This is a genomic window from Escherichia sp. WS547, assembly GCF_046486065.1.
GTDB classification, from domain to species: Bacteria; Pseudomonadota; Gammaproteobacteria; order Enterobacterales; family Enterobacteriaceae; genus Escherichia; species Escherichia coli.
This window is the reverse complement of sequence record NZ_JBJQMA010000015.1, coordinates 72,904-89,642: the sequence shown is the minus strand read 5'-3', so window position 1 is coordinate 89,642 and position 16,739 is coordinate 72,904. Positions and strand designations below refer to the sequence as shown.

The 16,739-nt window shown below is 53.4% G+C and carries 15 protein-coding genes; 4 read left to right on the top strand and 11 right to left on the bottom strand.

What is annotated here, in order from left to right:
* Positions 1-63: 63 nt before the first annotated feature.
* Both ascB and ascF read right to left on the bottom strand, forming a co-directional pair.
* The gene (gene ascB / locus ACJHWK_RS14680; protein ID WP_020234028.1) at positions 64-1,488 is read right to left on the bottom strand and encodes a 6-phospho-beta-glucosidase AscB; all 1,425 of its coding nucleotides are present in this window, start codon (positions 1,486-1,488) and stop codon (positions 64-66) included.
* 8 nt (positions 1,489-1,496) lie between these two features.
* Entirely contained in the window at positions 1,497-2,954 is a 1,458-nt protein-coding gene (gene ascF, locus ACJHWK_RS14675; RefSeq protein ID WP_020234027.1) for a PTS cellobiose/arbutin/salicin transporter subunit IIBC, read from the bottom strand.
* A gap of 259 nt (positions 2,955-3,213) precedes the next feature.
* Between ascF and ascG the strand changes: the two genes are divergently transcribed.
* From ascG to hypF, 3 genes are all read left to right on the top strand, one after another.
* A complete protein-coding gene (ascG, locus tag ACJHWK_RS14670) occupies positions 3,214-4,224 on the top strand; it encodes a DNA-binding transcriptional regulator AscG (RefSeq protein ID WP_015912547.1) in 1,011 nt (336 codons plus the stop codon).
* Positions 4,225-4,372: 148 nt separating this feature from the next.
* Positions 4,373-4,900, top strand: coding sequence for an electron transport protein HydN (gene hydN / locus ACJHWK_RS14665; protein WP_001078777.1), 528 nt, complete (start codon positions 4,373-4,375; stop codon positions 4,898-4,900).
* 152 nt (positions 4,901-5,052) lie between these two features.
* Positions 5,053-7,293 (top strand): carbamoyltransferase HypF, encoded by a 2,241-nt coding sequence (gene hypF, locus ACJHWK_RS14660; protein ID WP_001521131.1) that lies wholly within the window; start codon positions 5,053-5,055, stop codon positions 7,291-7,293.
* A gap of 77 nt (positions 7,294-7,370) precedes the next feature.
* Here hypF and norW read toward each other — a convergent pair whose 3' ends face one another.
* A complete protein-coding gene (gene norW / locus ACJHWK_RS14655) occupies positions 7,371-8,504 on the bottom strand; it encodes an NADH:flavorubredoxin reductase NorW (RefSeq protein WP_001521130.1) in 1,134 nt (377 codons plus the stop codon).
* Positions 8,501-9,940, bottom strand: a complete 1,440-nt coding sequence (gene norV / locus ACJHWK_RS14650; RefSeq protein WP_000029623.1) for an anaerobic nitric oxide reductase flavorubredoxin — start codon at positions 9,938-9,940, stop codon at positions 8,501-8,503. Before norV ends, norW begins: the two co-directional genes overlap by 4 nt.
* A gap of 186 nt (positions 9,941-10,126) precedes the next feature.
* Between norV and norR the strand changes: the two genes are divergently transcribed.
* Positions 10,127-11,641: a nitric oxide reductase transcriptional regulator NorR gene (gene norR, locus ACJHWK_RS14645; RefSeq protein WP_170886088.1), complete on the top strand. Its 1,515-nt coding sequence runs from the start codon at positions 10,127-10,129 to the stop codon at positions 11,639-11,641.
* Here the strand turns inward: norR and gutQ are convergent.
* The 7 genes from gutQ to srlA all read right to left on the bottom strand — a co-directional run bounded on the left by gutQ (position 11,638) and on the right by srlA (position 16,585).
* Positions 11,638-12,603 carry an arabinose-5-phosphate isomerase GutQ gene (gene gutQ, locus ACJHWK_RS14640; protein ID WP_001287415.1) on the bottom strand — a complete coding sequence of 322 codons (966 nt, stop codon included), beginning with the start codon at positions 12,601-12,603 and terminating at the stop codon, positions 11,638-11,640. The two genes, norR and gutQ, sit on opposite strands and share 4 nt — an antisense overlap.
* A complete protein-coding gene (gene srlR, locus ACJHWK_RS14635; RefSeq protein ID WP_000804552.1) occupies positions 12,596-13,369 on the bottom strand; it encodes a glucitol operon DNA-binding transcriptional repressor SrlR in 774 nt (257 codons plus the stop codon). Before srlR ends, gutQ begins: the two co-directional genes overlap by 8 nt.
* A gap of 66 nt (positions 13,370-13,435) precedes the next feature.
* Positions 13,436-13,795, bottom strand: coding sequence for a transcriptional regulator GutM (gene gutM / locus ACJHWK_RS14630; RefSeq protein WP_001521127.1), 360 nt, complete (start codon positions 13,793-13,795; stop codon positions 13,436-13,438).
* A gap of 105 nt (positions 13,796-13,900) precedes the next feature.
* The gene (gene srlD / locus ACJHWK_RS14625; protein ID WP_001077342.1) at positions 13,901-14,680 is read right to left on the bottom strand and encodes a sorbitol-6-phosphate dehydrogenase; all 780 of its coding nucleotides are present in this window, start codon (positions 14,678-14,680) and stop codon (positions 13,901-13,903) included.
* A gap of 3 nt (positions 14,681-14,683) precedes the next feature.
* Entirely contained in the window at positions 14,684-15,055 is a 372-nt protein-coding gene (srlB, locus tag ACJHWK_RS14620; protein ID WP_000216201.1) for a PTS glucitol/sorbitol transporter subunit IIA, read from the bottom strand.
* Positions 15,056-15,065: 10 nt separating this feature from the next.
* Positions 15,066-16,025, bottom strand: coding sequence for a PTS glucitol/sorbitol transporter subunit IIB (gene srlE / locus ACJHWK_RS14615; protein ID WP_001521126.1), 960 nt, complete (start codon positions 16,023-16,025; stop codon positions 15,066-15,068).
* The gene (srlA, locus tag ACJHWK_RS14610; RefSeq protein WP_265758950.1) at positions 16,022-16,585 is read right to left on the bottom strand and encodes a PTS glucitol/sorbitol transporter subunit IIC; all 564 of its coding nucleotides are present in this window, start codon (positions 16,583-16,585) and stop codon (positions 16,022-16,024) included. The genes srlE and srlA overlap by 4 nt, the downstream gene beginning before the upstream one ends.
* Positions 16,586-16,739 lie beyond the last annotated feature (154 nt).

Sequence of the window (16,739 nt, the reverse complement as noted above, 5' to 3'; positions counted from 1 at the left end):
AACCCAAGATTGCCCGATGCGCAACGCTTATCGGGCTTTCCTGGTTCGTGCGACGGTAGTTACTTACTCTAAATCCTCACCATTACTGGCAATCACTTTTTTATACCACCAGAACGATTTCTTACGCGTGCGCGTCAGCGTACCGTTGCCTGCGTCGTCACGGTCAACAAAGACAAAACCGTAGCGTTTGCTCATTTCACCCGTAGAGGCGGAAACTAAATCAATACAGCCCCATGTGGTGTAGCCCATCAGCGGAATGCCATCTGCAATCGCTTCGCCCATTGCGCGGATATGTTCGCGTAAATAGCTGATACGATAGTCATCGTTAATCTCACCATTGGCCGCAAATTCATCTTTTGCGCCCAGGCCGTTTTCCACCAGAAACAGCGGCTTCTGATAGCGGTCGTACATCATGTTCATGGTGATACGCAGACCGAGTGGATCAATACCCCAGCCCCAGTCGCTCACTTGCAGATACGGGTTACGCAGCGATTTCACTACGTTCGCCGCACTGCTATTGTTGGCGTTCATCTCCGCCGAGGCGCAGCGTGAGGCGTAATAGCTGAAAGAGACAAAATCGACGGTGTTTTTCAGGATCTCATCATCGCCCGGTGCTTTGTCGATGGTTACCCCTTTTTCGCGGAATACGCGGGCAGAGTAAGCCGGATACGCGCCCCGCGCCTGCACATCGATAAAAAACAGGTTTTCCCGATCTTTCTCCAGCGCCGCCCAGACATCTTCCGGCTTGCAACTGTAAGGGTAGAAGTTACCGCCCGCCAGCATACAGCCCACCTGATTTTGCGGGTTAACCTCATGGGCGATTTTGGTGGCTAATGCACTGGCAATCAGTTGGTGATGCGCAGCCTGATATTTCACCTGATCCTGATTTTCGCCTTCTTCAAACACCAGACCCGCGCCGGAGAACGGGCTATGCAACATAATGTTGATTTCATTGAAGGTGAGCCAGTATTTCACCAGGCCATCAAATGCTTCAAAGCAGGTCCGGGCGTAGCGGCTGAAAAACTCCACCAGCTTGCGGTTACGCCAGGAGCCATATTCGGTGACCAGATGCATCGGCACATCGAAGTGGCACAACGTGACCAGCGGTTCGATACCGTACTTTTTACACTCTTCAAATACCGCGCGGTAAAAGGCAATGCCCTGCTGGTTGGGCGTCAGTTCATCGCCCTGCGGGAAGAGGCGGCTCCAGGCAATTGAGGTACGGAACACTTTGAATCCCATCTCTGCCATCAGGGCGATATCTTCTTTATAACGATGATAAAAATCCGTCGCCTCATGGCTGGGATAAAACTCGTCATCGCGCAACTGAAAACGTTTTTCCAGCCCCAGTTTCACCGCCATTCGATGCTCGCCGTGCGGGATCATATCGACGGTGGTCAGCCCTTTGCCACCTTCACGGTACGCACCTTCAGACTGGTTGGCGGCAAGCGCGCCGCCCCATAAAAAACCTTCTGGAAATACTGACATTTTCATCCTCAATTAAGACTTACTTCTTTGGCGACGGTCGGTTGTGCGCTCTGATGCTTTCGCGCCTCGGCAGTCGCTTCCTCAACAGGAATATCCTCAAAGCCGAGCAACAGTGTGAGGATGAACGACAGCACCACCGCCAGCGCCATGACCGCGAACACCCAGACGATGCTCATTGGATTCGCCGGCTCGAAGAACTGCACGCTGGTAAATAGCCCCGGCGCTGCCATTGAGTGGCTGGCAAGCCCCGCCATACCGGCAACCGCGCCGCAAATAAAACCGCTGATAAGACTGGCGATAAGCGGACGTTTCAGGCGGATCGCCACGCCATATAACGCCGGTTCGGAAATCCCCGCCATAATGGCTGATGCCGCCGCAGCCAGCGCCGTCTGGCGCAGTTCCGGGTTTTTCGTTTTCCACGCCACCGCCAGTGATGAACCGCCCAGCGACAGGTTAGCGCCGATCTCTGACGGCATGACCATCCCTTCTTTGCCGGTTTCGGCAATGGTCTGAATGATGGTTGGCGTAAAGACGCGGTGCATCCCGGTCATTACCAGCAGAGGCCACAGCGCACCCATAATGGCGACTGAAAGCCAGCCCAGATAACCATGAATGGTGTAAACCAGCGCCGAAATGGCGCTACCGATCCAGATACCAATCGGGCCAATCAGCAGAATTGCCAGCGGTGCGGCAATCAACACAATCAGCATTGGCTTGAGGAAGTTTTTAGTCACCGCCGGTGTAATGCTGTCCACCCAGCGTTCGATATATGACAGGCACCAGGTCATCACCAGCGCCGGGATCACCGTGTAGGTGTATTTCACCGCGGTGACCGGAATCAGGGCAAATTCGACATGTTCACCCTGGGCCGCTTTCGCCATTAATTCAATAAAACTCGGATGTACCAGCACACCCGCGATGGCAATCGCCAGCGACATATTGGTTTTAAATTTGATGGCGGCAGAAGCCGCGACCATCAGCGGCAGGAAGAAGAAAGCACCGTCACCAATCACATTCAGAATGGTTAAGGTCGGCGATCCTTTTGTCAGCACGCCGCTCATCTCGAGGATCATCGCCAGCAGTTTGACCATCGATCCGCCGATAATCGCCGGGATCAGCGGTGACATGGTGCCGATCAGCGCATCGAGGATCCCCGCACCTATGCGACGTAGCGTAAGTTTGGGTTTACCCACGGGCTGTGCGGGCTGCATATCTCCCGGCAGCAGGCTGACGACTTCCTGAAAGGCTTGTGAAACGGTATTGCCGATAATCACCTGACACTGGTTGTCACTACGTACCACGCCGAGCACGCCGGAGATGGTTTTCAACGTCGGACTGTCGATAAGCTGGTCATCTTTGATAACAAAGCGCAAACGCGTCATACAGTGCGTGACTGCCGAGATGTTATTAACGCCGCCCAGTGCCGCTATCACCGAGCGTGCCAGCGCCGCATAATTTTTGGCCATCGGATTTTATCCTGTTATCAGTAGGGTAGATGTAGTTGTTATCAGTCGACGTGACGGAAAAATGCCGATGCTGAAACGGAATTAGGAAACCGGTTTCACAAAATCATGAATAGTTGTCACTGAATAAGCAAGAGAGTTAATTGTTCATTTTTTATATTTGTGAAACCGGTCACCTGAATATTTTTCCCGCCGATTGCGCAAGGACAATCGGCAAACGGTGCAGTACACTGCGTTGATTGCGTGTAAAGGGATGAAAATGATGACGACGATGCTGGAAGTGGCGAAGCGCGCCGGGGTTTCAAAAGCGACCGTTTCCCGCGTGCTTTCAGGTAATGGCTACGTCAGCCAGGAGACTAAAGATCGCGTGTTTCAGGCGGTAGAAGAGAGCGGTTACCGTCCAAACTTGCTGGCGCGCAATCTGTCGGCGAAGAGTACTCAGACGCTGGGGCTGGTCGTGACCAACACGCTTTACCACGGCATTTATTTTAGTGAATTACTGTTTCATGCCGCGCGAATGGCGGAAGAGAAAGGGCGACAGTTGCTATTGGCAGATGGTAAACACAGCGCCGAAGAAGAGCGCCAGGCGATTCAGTATCTGCTGGATTTGCGCTGCGACGCCATTATGATTTACCCGCGTTTTTTAAGCGTGGATGAGATTGATGACATCATTGACGCACACAGTCAGCCGATAATGGTGCTTAATCGCCGCCTGCGCAAAAACAGCAGCCATAGCGTCTGGTGCGATCATAAACAGACCAGCTTTAACGCCGTGGCAGAGTTGATAAACGCCGGACATCAGGAGATTGCTTTCCTTACCGGCTCGATGGATTCCCCCACCAGCGTTGAACGTCTTGCCGGGTATAAAGACGCGCTGGCGCAGCATGGTATTGCGCTCAATGAAAAACTTATCGCTAACGGTAAATGGACGCCCGCCAGCGGGGCCGAAGGGGTAGAAACGTTGCTCGAACGTGGGGCTAAATTTAGCGCGTTAGTTGCCAGTAACGACGATATGGCGATAGGTGCGATGAAAGCGTTACACGAGCGCGGCGTAGCGGTGCCAGAGCAGGTGTCAGTTATCGGATTCGATGATATCGCTATTGCCCCCTACACCGTTCCGGCGCTCTCCAGCGTAAAAATTCCGGTGACTGAGATGATTCAGGAAATTATTGGACGGCTGATTTTTATGCTCGATGGCGGGGATTTCTCACCGCCGAAAACCTTCAGCGGAAAACTGATCCGCCGCGGCTCCCTCATTGCTCTTTCGCAATAAACATTGTCATCACATGTCATCGTCACTAGTGTCGATGACATCGTTTTTCCTGCATTACAGAATTTAATTTCTTTAAATAACAGTAAATTAAAAACTGGCATGATTTGTGAATGTATCGGCGCATTAACTGTCATTGCTGGAGAATTTGATGAACCGTTTCATCATTGCTGACGCGAGTAAATGTATTGGTTGCCGTACCTGTGAAGTGGCGTGCGTGGTTTCTCATCAGGAGAATCAGGACTGTGCATCGCTGACCCCGGAAACTTTTTTACCGCGAATCCATGTCATTAAAGGTGTGAACATTTCCACGGCAACAGTCTGCCGTCAGTGTGAAGATGCACCGTGCGCTAACGTCTGCCCGAATGGTGCTATCAGCCGTGATAAAGGGTTTGTTCATGTGATGCAGGAACGTTGCATTGGTTGCAAAACCTGCGTTGTGGCTTGCCCGTATGGCGCGATGGAAGTGGTGGTACGTCCGGTGATTCGCAACAGCGGCGCGGGGCTGAATGTACGGGCTGACAAAGCCGAAGCCAATAAATGTGACCTGTGCAACCATCGTGAAGACGGCCCGGCGTGTATGGCGGCTTGCCCGACTCATGCGCTGATTTGTGTCGATCGTAATAAACTTGAACAACTGAGCGCAGAAAAACGTCGCCGTACGGCGCTGATGTTCTAAAAATCTTACTGAACTGTTCTGGCATCAAAGGAATTCCCGGAAATATTCGTAGAATACGGAGCGGGCGGTATCGCCGATCTGTGATTGCCGGATGCGACGCGCTCGTGTCCGGCTGGGCGGGTTACGCAATTCATGATGGCGGGAATAACTCAATGGCAAAAAACACATCTTGCGGTGTCCAACTGCGTATTCGTGGCAAAGTGCAGGGCGTCGGTTTTCGTCCGTTTGTCTGGCAACTGGCACAGCAATTAAATCTTCACGGCGATGTCTGTAATGACGGCGATGGCGTAGAAGTCCGGCTGCTGGAAGATCCGGAAACGTTTCTTGTTCAATTGCATCAGCACTGCCCGCCACTGGCGCGTATTGATAGCGTCGAGCGTGAGCCGTTTATCTGGTCACAACTGCCCACTGAGTTCACCATCCGCCAGAGCGCGGGTGGCGTCATGAATACGCAAATTGTTCCCGATGCCGCGACTTGCCCTGCTTGCCTTGCCGAAATGAATACCCCAGGCGAACGACGCTGGCGTTATCCGTTTATCAACTGTACCCACTGTGGCCCGCGTTTCACCATTATTCGCGCGATGCCTTACGATCGCCCGTTTACCGTGATGGCGGCGTTTCCGCTGTGTCCGGCCTGTGACAAAGAATATCGCGACCCGCTCGATCGTCGCTTCCACGCCCAGCCGGTGGCCTGCCCGGAGTGTGGCCCACATCTTGAATGGATAAGTCATGGTGAACATGCAGAACAAGAGGCGGCATTACAGGCAGCTATCGCACAGTTAAAAATGGGCAACATTGTCGCCATCAAAGGGATTGGCGGATTTCATCTCGCCTGCGATGCGCGTAACAGTAACGCGGTGGCGACACTGCGGGCGCGCAAACATCGCCCGGCGAAACCGCTGGCGGTTATGTTGCCAGTGGCAGAAGGTTTACCAGACGCTGCCCGTCAGTTGCTTACCACACCCGCCGCGCCGATTGTGCTGGTGGATAAAAAATACGTTCCTGAGCTTTGTGATGATATCGCCCCTGGCCTTAACGAAGTTGGGGTGATGTTGCCTGCGAATCCGCTTCAGCATTTGCTGTTACAGGAACTGCAATGTCCGCTGGTGATGACCTCCGGCAACCTGAGCGGTAAACCACCGGCTATCAGCAACGAACAGGCGCTGGCGGATTTGCAGGGCATTGCCGACGGATTCTTGCTACATAACCGCGACATCGTGCAGCGGATGGATGATTCGGTAGTGCGCGAAAGCGGCGAAATGCTGCGCCGTTCGCGGGGGTATGTGCCGGATGCGCTGGCTTTGCCTCCGGGCTTTAAAAATGTTCCGCCTGTGCTGTGTCTCGGCGCGGATCTGAAAAACACCTTCTGCCTGGTGCGCGGCGAACAAGCGGTGTTGAGTCAGCATCTGGGCGATTTAAGTGACGATGGCATCCAGATGCAGTGGCGCGAAGCGTTACGCCTGATGCAAAACATCTACGATTTTACCCCGCAATACGTTGTGCATGACGTGCATCCGGGCTATGTCTCCAGCCAGTGGGCGCGCGAAATGAATCTGCCGACGCAAACGATGCTTCATCATCATGCTCATGCGGCGGCGTGTCTGGCAGAGCATCAGTGGCCGCTGGATGGCGGTGATGTCATTGCGTTGACGCTCGACGGTATCGGTATGGGGGAGAACGGCGCTTTGTGGGGCGGTGAATGCCTGCGGGTGAACTATCGCGAATGTGAGCACCTGGGCGGCTTGCCTGCGGTGGCGCTTCCGGGGGGCGATTTGGCTGCAAAGCAGCCGTGGCGTAACCTGCTGGCGCAGTGCCTGCGCTTTGTGCCGGAGTGGCAGAATTACCCTGAAACGGCAAGTGTGCAACAGCAAAACTGGAGCGTGCTGGCGCGGGCCATTGAGCGTGGAATTAACGCGCCGCTGGCGTCATCGTGTGGGCGTTTGTTCGATGCTGTGGCGGCGGCGCTGGGCTGCGCGCCAGCCACGTTAAGTTATGAAGGTGAAGCGGCTTGTGCTCTGGAGGCGCTCGCAGCTTCGTGCGACGGAGTGACGCATCCGGTGACGATGCCGCTGGTGGACAATCAACTGGATCTCGCCACTTTCTGGCAGCAGTGGCTGAACTGGCAGGCACCGGTTAATCAACGCGCGTGGGCGTTTCATGATGCGCTGGCGCAGGGTTTTGCCGCGTTGATGCGTGAGCAGGCCACGATGCGCGGTATCACTACGCTGGTATTTAGCGGTGGGGTTATTCATAACCGATTGCTGCGTACACGTCTGTCGCATTATCTCGCTGATTTCACATTACTCTTTCCGCAGAGTTTACCGGCAGGTGATGGCGGTTTGTCTCTGGGGCAGGGGGTTATTGCTGCGGCGCGCATCCTGCATACTGCATAGTGGCGGATGTGGCGTAACTAAGCGTAAATAGAGCGCGGACAGTCCCCTCGCCCTTTGGGCGAGGGAGAAAAACATGCCTATACCGGCAACGTTTTCAACAATCCAAACGCCTCTTTCATCCGATCCTCACTGACCACAAAGGCGCGAAGCTGGTCGGCATCATCAACACCGCGCGCCACCATTCCCTGGCGTTCGGTATTAATTTGCCAGCGTAAATCCTGACGCTGGGTTTCGCCTGCCAGATGCAGAGGTAATTCCGGCGTTTTGATTTTCACCAGCATCGCCGGGAGTTTCAGCGGCGTGTTATTGCCGAGAAGATTTTTTGCCAGCACCATCGCGCTAAGTTGAATCGGCTGGAGGAACGGCAATACCTGACCGTTAATTTCCGCGCAATCGCCCAGCGCATAAATATCGGCATTACTGGTTTGCAGATAACTATCGACGCAAACGCCGCGATTAATCGTCAGCCCGGCGCGTCGTGCCAGGGCGGTTTCCGGGCGCAGTCCGGTGGCGGCAATTACCGTATCCACTTCGATGCTACGCTGGCGGTCCAGCGTTGCCAGAATGCCAGAATCCGTTTTTTCCAGCCCCTGCAACTGAGATTTCAACAGCAGATGAACGCCCATCTCCGTCAACCGATGCTGCAAGCGGCTGCTTACTTCTGGTGGCATTAACGACGCCAGAATACTGGCAGCGTTGTCGATTAGCGTGACCGCTTTGCCTGCACGACAAAAATCCATCGCCAGTTCGCTACCAATCAAACCACCGCCGACAATCAACACGCGTCGGGCATCCCGCAGTTGCGTTTCACAGGCGCGATACTCTTGCTGACTATTTAACGTCAGCATTAACTCACGCCCAGGCACTGGCGGGACAAAGGCACTGGCACCAGTTGCCAGCACTAACTTGTCGTATTGCCACTGATTATTCTGACTTTTCACCACATGGGCTTCGGCATCGATATCCGTTACCCAGGTGTGCGGAAACAGGCGCAGATTAAACTGCTCGGCAAATTCACCCGCCGTCTGGCGGGTAAGGTCGTCGGCACGTTGCCCCTGACTGATAACATGGCTGAGGTCCGGTTTGTTGTACTCATCCATGCTGTCGGCGGCAATCAGGGTTAATGGAATACTGGCGTCCTGTTTGCGAATATTTTTCACCAGTTGGCGGGCGGCAAAGCCCGAACCAATGATCACAATGCCGTTGCTCATTTTTCCTCCGATGCCAGTTCGTCAAAGACGTCTTTGCCAAGGGAGCATTCCGGGCACAGGAAGTTATCCGGGACTTCACTCCACGGCGTTCCTGGCGCAACGTCCTGCATTGGCTCGCCTTTTGCCGGATCGTAAATCCACTGGCAGACGCTGCACTGCATCCGTGGGCCGAGGTCAGCCGTCGTGGTGGCAGAGGTTTCTTCTTTAACCACCGTATTCACCGTGCTCTGCGGCAGCGGCGCGAGCGCCCACTGACGGGCGATTTCGCGACCGTGTTCACGGCATAACTCCAGAGCGTCCTGGTCCGGTCGCCATTTGGCTTTCAGGCTAAGCGACATTTCGAAACCTGCATCCTGCAGGCGTGTGGAAAGACGATCCACCGCACCGCCGCTCCAGCCGTGAGAGCCGAAAGCACTGGCGCGTTTGTTACGGAAGCGTAATCCGGTCATCTCTTCCACCAGCCCGGCGATTTTCGGCATCATCACATTATTCATCGTCGAAGTGCCAACCAGCACGCCTTTTGAGCGGAAGACATTGGTCAGGATTTCGTTTTTATCGCTTCGGGCGACGTTGAAAATTTTCACCGCCACGCGTGGGTCGGTTTCCGCAATACCCTGGGCGATAGCGTCAGCCATCATGCGGGTATTATTCGACATGGTGTCGTAGAAAATGGTGATTCTGTCTTCCTGATAATCCGCCGCCCATTTCAGGTACAGCTCGACAATTTGCGTCGGGTTATCGCGCCATACCACGCCGTGAGAGGTCGCTATCATATCGACTGGTAAGTTAAAGCCCAGGATCTCGGTAATTTTCGGCGTTACCAGGCGGCTGAACGGCGTCAGGATATTGGCGTAGTAACGCTGGCACTGCTCGAAAAGCTCCGTCTGATCCACTTCATCGTTGAACAGATGCTCGTCGCAGTAGTGCTGACCGAAAGCATCGTTACTGAATAGCACCGCGTCGCCTGTCAGGTAAGTCATCATGCTGTCCGGCCAGTGCAGCATTGGCGTTTCGACAAAAATGAGCTGTTTGCCGTTGCCGATATCCAGCGTGTCGCCAGTTTTCACCACATTAAAATTCCACTCCGGATGATGGTGATGACCATTTATCGAGTCGATAGCGTTAGCAGTACAGTAGATCGGCGTATCGGGAATTTGCGCCATCAGTTCGGTCAGCGCCCCGGCGTGGTCCTCTTCAGCATGGTTAATCACGATGTAATCGATATCCGCCAGATCGATTTCATTACGCAGGTTCTGCACAAATTCGCGGCTGAATTTATGGTCGACGGTGTCGATCAGCACGTTTTTTTCTTCGCGGATGAGGTAGCTGTTGTAGCTGCTGCCGCGCAGCGTTTTATATTCCGTGCCGTGAAAATCACGCACTTCCCAGTCACGTTGACCAACCCAATGAATGTTATTTTTCACCACAATAGACATAGCAACCTCAATTTATTCAGCGTGTTCTAAAAAGATGTCTTGCTAATTGCAGATTGCGTGCCAGTTTTTTATCTGATTGTTTTTACTCTATAAATAAAATTATGCTCATTAATGAGTAGTCAAAATGACTATTAATCAAATGGTCGATATGACAATATCTATAGTCAAATTGACAGTGAGGCAAAGATGAGTTTTTCCGTTGATGTGCTGGCGAATATCGCCATCGAATTGCAGCGTGGGATTGGTCATCAGGATCGTTTTCAGCGCCTGATCACCACGCTGCGTCAGGTGCTGGAGTGCGATGCGTCTGCATTGCTACGTTACGACTCGCGGCAGTTTATTCCGCTTGCCATCGACGGGCTGGCAAAGGATGTACTCGGTAGACGCTTTGCGCTGGAAGGGCATCCACGGCTGGAAGCGATTGCCCGCGCCGGGGACGTGGTGCGCTTTCCCGCAGACAGCGAATTGCCCGATCCCTATGACGGTTTGATTCCCGGGCAGGAGAGTCTGAAGGTTCACGCCTGCGTTGGTCTGCCATTGTTTGCCGGGCAAAACCTGATCGGCGCATTGACGCTCGACGGGATGCAGCCCGATCAGTTCGATGTTTTCAGCGACGAAGAGTTACGCCTGATTGCCGCGCTGGCGGCGGGAGCGTTAAGCAATGCGTTGCTGATTGAACAACTGGAAAGCCAGAATATGCTGCCAGGCGATGCCACGCCGTTTGAAGCGGTGAAACAGACGCAGATGATCGGTCTGTCGCCAGGTATGACGCAATTAAAAAAAGAGATTGAGATTGTGGCGGCGTCCGATCTCAACGTCTTAATCAGCGGTGAGACGGGAACCGGTAAGGAGCTGGTGGCGAAAGCGATTCATGAAGCCTCGCCAAGGGCGGTGAATCTGCTGGTCTATCTCAACTGTGCCGCACTGCCGGAAAGTGTGGCGGAAAGTGAACTGTTCGGGCATGTGAAAGGGGCGTTTACTGGTGCTATCAGTAACCGCAGCGGGAAGTTTGAAATGGCGGATAACGGCACACTGTTTCTCGATGAGATCGGCGAGTTGTCGTTGGCATTGCAGGCCAAGCTGCTGAGGGTGTTGCAGTATGGCGATATTCAGCGCGTTGGCGATGACCGCAGTTTGCGGGTCGATGTGCGCGTGCTGGCGGCGACTAACCGCGATTTACGCGAAGAGGTGCTGGCAGGGCGATTCCGCGCCGATTTGTTTCATCGCCTGAGCGTGTTTCCACTTTCGGTGCCGCCGCTGCGTGAGCGGGGCGATGATGTCATTCTGCTGGCGGGGTATTTCTGCGAGCAGTGTCGTTTGCGGCTGGGGCTCTCCCGCGTGGTATTAAGTGCCGGGGCGCGAAATTTACTGCAACACTACAGTTTTCCGGGAAACGTGCGCGAACTGGAACATGCTATTCATCGGGCGGTAGTACTGTCGAGAGCCACTCGCAGCGGCGATGAAGTGATTCTTGAGGCGCAACATTTTGCTTTTCCTGAGGTGACGTTGCCGCCGCCAGAAGCGGCGGCGGTGCCCGTTGTTAAGCAAAACCTGCGTGAAGCGACAGAAGCGTTCCAGCGTGAAACTATTCGTCAGGCACTGGCACAAAATCATCACAACTGGGCTGCCTGTGCGCGGATGCTGGAAACCGACGTCGCCAACCTGCATCGGCTGGCGAAACGTCTGGGATTGAAGGATTAAATAATCCCGGCCTGATAGAAATCCTGCAAGTTAATTGCGCCGGTGAGTTTGCCGTTTTCATCCACCACCGGTGCGGCAGTGATTTTGCGCTTCATCAGGATCTCTTTGGCGTCGATGGCACGGCTTTGCGCCTGTAATGTGGTGCCGCCTGTCGTCATCGCTTCATTAACTGGCGTGGTGAGTGCGCCGCCGCCAACCAGCCAGCGACGTAAATCGCCGTCGGTAAAGACGCCTTGTACCTGTTGTTGAGCGTCACATACCGCCACCAGCCCCAGACCAGTGCGGCTGAGTTCCAGCATCGCATCCATCACGCTGGCGGTTAACGCTACCTGCGGGATAGCGTCATCACGGCGCATCAGATGATGCACTTTATTCAGCAAGCGAGCACCCAATGCTCCAGCAGGGTGGGAGCGGGCAAAATCTTCTTCATTAAATCCGCGCGCCTGCATGACCGCCATCGCCAGCGCGTCACCCATCATCAGGGTATTCACGGTGCTGGAGGTCGGCGCAAGGTGCATCGGACAGGCTTCGCGTTCTACGGAGATATCCAGCACCGCTTTCGCCGCCAGGCCCAGCGGTGACGTCGGTTTGCCGGTCATCGCCAGCAGTGCGATAGATTTATCTTCCAGACGCGGAATAATCAGATCCAGTTCCTTCGCGCCACCGGAGTAAGAGATAAACAGCATCACATCGCGGCTTTCGATCATCCCCAGATCGCCGTGCAGTGCCTCTGCCGGATGGACAAAAAAAGCCGGTGTGCCGGTACTGGCAAGCGTTGCGGCGATTTTCTTACCAATGTGGCCCGATTTGCCAATTCCCGAAACCACCACTTTGCCTTCGCAGTGCAGGATGATATTGGCGGCGCGAACAAAATCATCGCCCAGACGTTCCGGTAAACGGCTTGCTTCCTGCAACTCCAGCATTAAAGTCTGACGTCCCGCGTTCAGTAGTGCTTCACTCATTGCTCTCTCCGGTTATGATCACATCGATCCCTTTCTTTTCCAGCGCCTGACGAAACGCCGGATCGATACCTGCGTCGGTAATTAGCTTATCGACGCTTTCAAGACTGCAAACTACGTTGGGGCTTTTACGGCCAAACTTTGATGAGTCTGCCATCAAAATCACTTCGCGCGCGGCATTGCACATTGCCTTACTGACGGTATAAACCTCGTTGAACGTGGTTACGCCCGCATTGAGATCGATGCCGTCGGTGCCCATAAACAATTTATCGAAGGTGAAATGCTCGAAGGCATTCTCTGCCAGTTGCCCGTGAAATGAGGCCGATTTTTTACGAAATGTTCCGCCTGGCATCAGGATAGTTTGTTCGTTATCCAGTTCGGATAGCGCATTGACGATATGCAGGCTGTTGGTCATCACTGTGATGTTATTAAAGCGCGAGAGCAGGGGAACCATCTGCAAAACGGTACTGCCAGCATCAAGAATGATCGAATCGCCATCATGGATAAAACTAACGGCAGCTTCTGCAATCAGCTCTTTCTTGTGGGTGTTGATGAGTGTTTTATGATCGATAGGCGGATCGGATTCCTCTTTATTCAACACCACTCCGCCATAAGTACGAATGACGGTTCCGGCATGTTCCAGAATGACCAGATCTTTGCGAATGGTTGTGCCTGTGGTGTCAAAGTATTGCGCCAATTCTTCAACCGAGCATTTACCCTGCTTTTGCAGATACTCCAGAATGGCGGCCTGACGCTGACGAGGTTTCATGGGCGTGATTACCTGATTTAGGTTTCAAAATGATAACTTCGCAAGCAAGTAACATTCACAACGAAATTATCCACGTTTCAGTTTAAGCGCCAATGATAGAGCATTCTGTGATAGTGGATCATTGGGAAAGATCACATCGGGCTGTAAATCACCCGCATACATACCGGTAATTGCGGGAATTTTTTGTGGTCGGGCGAAGACGGTCAGTCCTTTCATAAACAAGGTGTCGACGATGCGTTGCTGATCGTCCAGGGCGATGACGACCACGACCCGCGGTTTAAAGCGCCCGCTGGAACGGCCCACGCCAACCCGCCCTTGCTGGCATAGTGTGTCGAAGGCACGGTTAAAACGAGAAATTTGCCAACCGCCTAAGGCCAGTTGCGCACACCAGGCGATAACGGCGACGGTGATGAGTGCGGATACCATAACTTCTCCGTAATGTAGTGGCGGAAGTCCTGTATGCCTGATGAGCGTAGCGCATCAGGCATTTTATTAGTCTCGCGGAGATCCTTAACGGATCTCCGCTGTTGATCAGAACATCACCTGACCGCCGGTGACATTGATCGACTGACCAGTGCAGTACGACGCCTTAGGACTGGCGTAGAACAGCAGCATATTCAGCACATCCTGATAATCGCAGCCGCGTTTGAGCGGTACTTTATCGATGTAATACTGCTCGACTTGATCCGGTTTGATACCCAGCTTGGTCGCGTATTGTGGCAACAGCGACTGGAACATCGGCGATTTCAGCAGATTACCGAGCATCAGTGAATGCACCGTAATGCCGTACTCCGCCAGATCCAGCGCCAGTGATTGAGTCAGCCCGACGCCACCAAATTTCGCGGCGCTATAACCAGAGTTGTGTTTGCTGCCCACTTTGCCGGATTTCGAGTTGATCTGAATAATGCGCCCCTGAATCCCGTCGCGGATCATCAAACGCGAAAATTCACGGGCACACAGGAAATAACCCACCAGATTCACTTGTAGCGAACGGTCAAAATCGCCGAGCTGGAAGTCGCTGATAAAGGCTGCTTTTGCAATTCCGGCGCTGTAGACCAGCAAATCCACGCGACCAAAGATTTCATCTACCCCACGAGAGAGCGCCAGAACGCTTTGCTCACTGGTGGCGTCAGCACCAAAACCGTACGCCATACCTTCACCATATTCGGCGTTAATTTCTTGTGCCACATTTGCGGCTTTGTCGCTCTGAATATCGACAACCGCGACGCGATACCCCTCGGCAGCCAGACCGTGGCACAGGAACGCGCCTAAGGTTTGCCCACCACCGATAACAACGGCAACCTGATTCATTTTTTACTCCTTAACAGATTCAAACTTCAAAACCGATCCCGGCGCGATATCGTCGGGTACAGGGCCTGCCACATGGACAGTGCCCGGGAATTCCGCTTCGTTTAAACCATCGAAGCGCAGGGTGACATGACCCAGTTCGCGAAGGTTGTCTTCCGCCACGCTGCCAACGGCGGTCACCGGATAGCGATGCTGCCCGAGCGAAAATTGCAAACCGGGATGGAGTGCACCTTTCAACTCGCCGTGGCAATGAATGAAGCAATACTCTTCGAGATCCGCAGGCGCGCCTTCACGAAAGGTGATGAGCATCTGGTCGCTGAGGGCGTCAGTGGCACTCGCGCCGATACGGGTGATGGTGGTCTGATAAATAACGGTCATGTTTCAGCCTCTATTGATAGATAAAACCGGAGACAAACCAGGCGATCAGTACAGTTGGCGCGCCGGTTAAAAAGCGGCTCACCAGAACAGAAGGGACACCGACGCGAACCGTGTCCTGACGGGCTTCCGCCAGCGACAAACCGACCGGGATGAAGTCGCAGGCCGCCTGCGCGTTGATGGCAAACAGTGCAGGTAAAGCCAGATGCGGCGGAATATTGCCGAGACCAATCTGCACGCCAATCAATACGCCGATAACCTGTGCGATAACTGCGCCTGGGCCGAGGAAAGGTGAAAGCAGCGGGAAGGAGCAGATGAGCGCCAGCATGACCAGCCCCAGAGGATGGCTAGCCAGCGGAGCAAGACCGTGGGCAATCCAGTCGCCAAGACCGGAAGCCATAATGATGCCGATAAGCGCCGAGACGAACGCCATAAACGGCAGAATGGTTTTTAATACAGTGTCGATGGTGTCACGACCAGATTGAAACAACACGGCAACGGCAGAACCCATACCCATTCCCACCTTCGCCAGTAAACCATCGCTTTGTTCGGTGATTTTCTTGCTGGTGTCATAGTCACGGCCCACGGAAGAGGGTTGTGGTGTCGCATCACCCACTACAGTGATGTTTTCTTCTTTTACGCCAGAGACATAAATATCTTCTACAATGTACTGCTCCAGTGGACCGGACTTGCCCGTCGAGTGGATATTAATGGTGGGAATACGTCGTTTCGGATAGATGCCGCAGCGTAATGTGCCGCCACAGTCGATTACCGCGACACCAATTTCCGCCTCCGCGGGTTCACCTTCTTTAAATCCGTCAATAGCCTGCCAGCCAGTAAGCTGTGCCAGTTTGTCAACAATCGCAGGCCGGGTACCGGCGGTGATATAGACGATTTTTTTGCCCGGCGTGGCTTCCAGCTCAAGCGGGCCGCCCCAGCCACCCGTTCCTTTTTCGATCCGAATACGCGTCATGATGTTGCTCCTGCCAGGTGAACTTTTTGTTCAAGTTGAATACCCATCTTTTTCTCAAAAATGGCGGTGGTCAGATCGGTCACCCAGCCGCGGAAGAAGTTGGTGACCAAACCAACCAGCAGATAACTCACTGCCAGTGGGCCAAGTGGCAGATTCAGCGTCGTCAGACCGCTGGCAATGCCAAGATAAACAAACAGTTCGCCAGGGTTGATATGAGGGAAGAGGCCATTCATGGAGTGGCAGCTATAAGAGGCCGCTGCGTAGTAGCTGGGTTTGTATTTTGCCGGCATAAAGCGACCCAGGCTTAGGGTCATTGGATTACAAAAGACAAACGTACCAATGCACGGTAGCAGCAGGTAACGGGAAACAGGGTTACCGGCGCAACGTTGAGCAAAACGTTCAATACGATGCTGACCGATAAAATTAATCAGTGCGTTCATGATAACCAGCAGACTAATCAACAGCGGAAGAATGCCGGTCACCATCCCGGTAAACACCTCTCCGCCCTTTTGGAACAGCCCGATAAACCACTCTGCACCATGAGTAATGGTTTCTATCATTGTTCTCTCCTTCAGGATTTATTGTTTTATTACCAAACGGCAACCTAATCTAATCAGATTGAAAGATTTAAAAGTGTTATTTTGATCGCAAAATGAAAGATAAATATTTTAATTTGAAAGTTTGAATAAAAGGATAGCGAGGAGAATGAGTTGA

Bases quoted from the DNA above. Each gene is read 5' to 3' on its own strand.
- ascB (WP_020234028.1), bottom strand. From the start codon at position 1,488: ATGTCAGTATTTCCAGAAGGTTTTTTATGGGGCGGCGCGCTTGCCGCC.
- ascF (WP_020234027.1), bottom strand. From the start codon at position 2,954: ATGGCCAAAAATTATGCGGCGCTGGCACGCTCGGTGATAGCGGCACTG.
- ascG (WP_015912547.1), top strand. From the start codon at position 3,214: ATGACGACGATGCTGGAAGTGGCGAAGCGCGCCGGGGTTTCAAAAGCG.
- hydN (WP_001078777.1), top strand. From the start codon at position 4,373: ATGAACCGTTTCATCATTGCTGACGCGAGTAAATGTATTGGTTGCCGT.
- hypF (WP_001521131.1), top strand. From the start codon at position 5,053: ATGGCAAAAAACACATCTTGCGGTGTCCAACTGCGTATTCGTGGCAAA.
- norW (WP_001521130.1), bottom strand. From the start codon at position 8,504: ATGAGCAACGGCATTGTGATCATTGGTTCGGGCTTTGCCGCCCGCCAA.
- norV (WP_000029623.1), bottom strand. From the start codon at position 9,940: ATGTCTATTGTGGTGAAAAATAACATTCATTGGGTTGGTCAACGTGAC.
- norR (WP_170886088.1), top strand. From the start codon at position 10,127: ATGAGTTTTTCCGTTGATGTGCTGGCGAATATCGCCATCGAATTGCAG.
- gutQ (WP_001287415.1), bottom strand. From the start codon at position 12,603: ATGAGTGAAGCACTACTGAACGCGGGACGTCAGACTTTAATGCTGGAG.
- srlR (WP_000804552.1), bottom strand. From the start codon at position 13,369: ATGAAACCTCGTCAGCGTCAGGCCGCCATTCTGGAGTATCTGCAAAAG.
- gutM (WP_001521127.1), bottom strand. From the start codon at position 13,795: ATGGTATCCGCACTCATCACCGTCGCCGTTATCGCCTGGTGTGCGCAA.
- srlD (WP_001077342.1), bottom strand. From the start codon at position 14,680: ATGAATCAGGTTGCCGTTGTTATCGGTGGTGGGCAAACCTTAGGCGCG.
- srlB (WP_000216201.1), bottom strand. From the start codon at position 15,055: ATGACCGTTATTTATCAGACCACCATCACCCGTATCGGCGCGAGTGCC.
- srlE (WP_001521126.1), bottom strand. From the start codon at position 16,025: ATGACGCGTATTCGGATCGAAAAAGGAACGGGTGGCTGGGGCGGCCCG.
- srlA (WP_265758950.1), bottom strand. From the start codon at position 16,585: ATGATAGAAACCATTACTCATGGTGCAGAGTGGTTTATCGGGCTGTTC.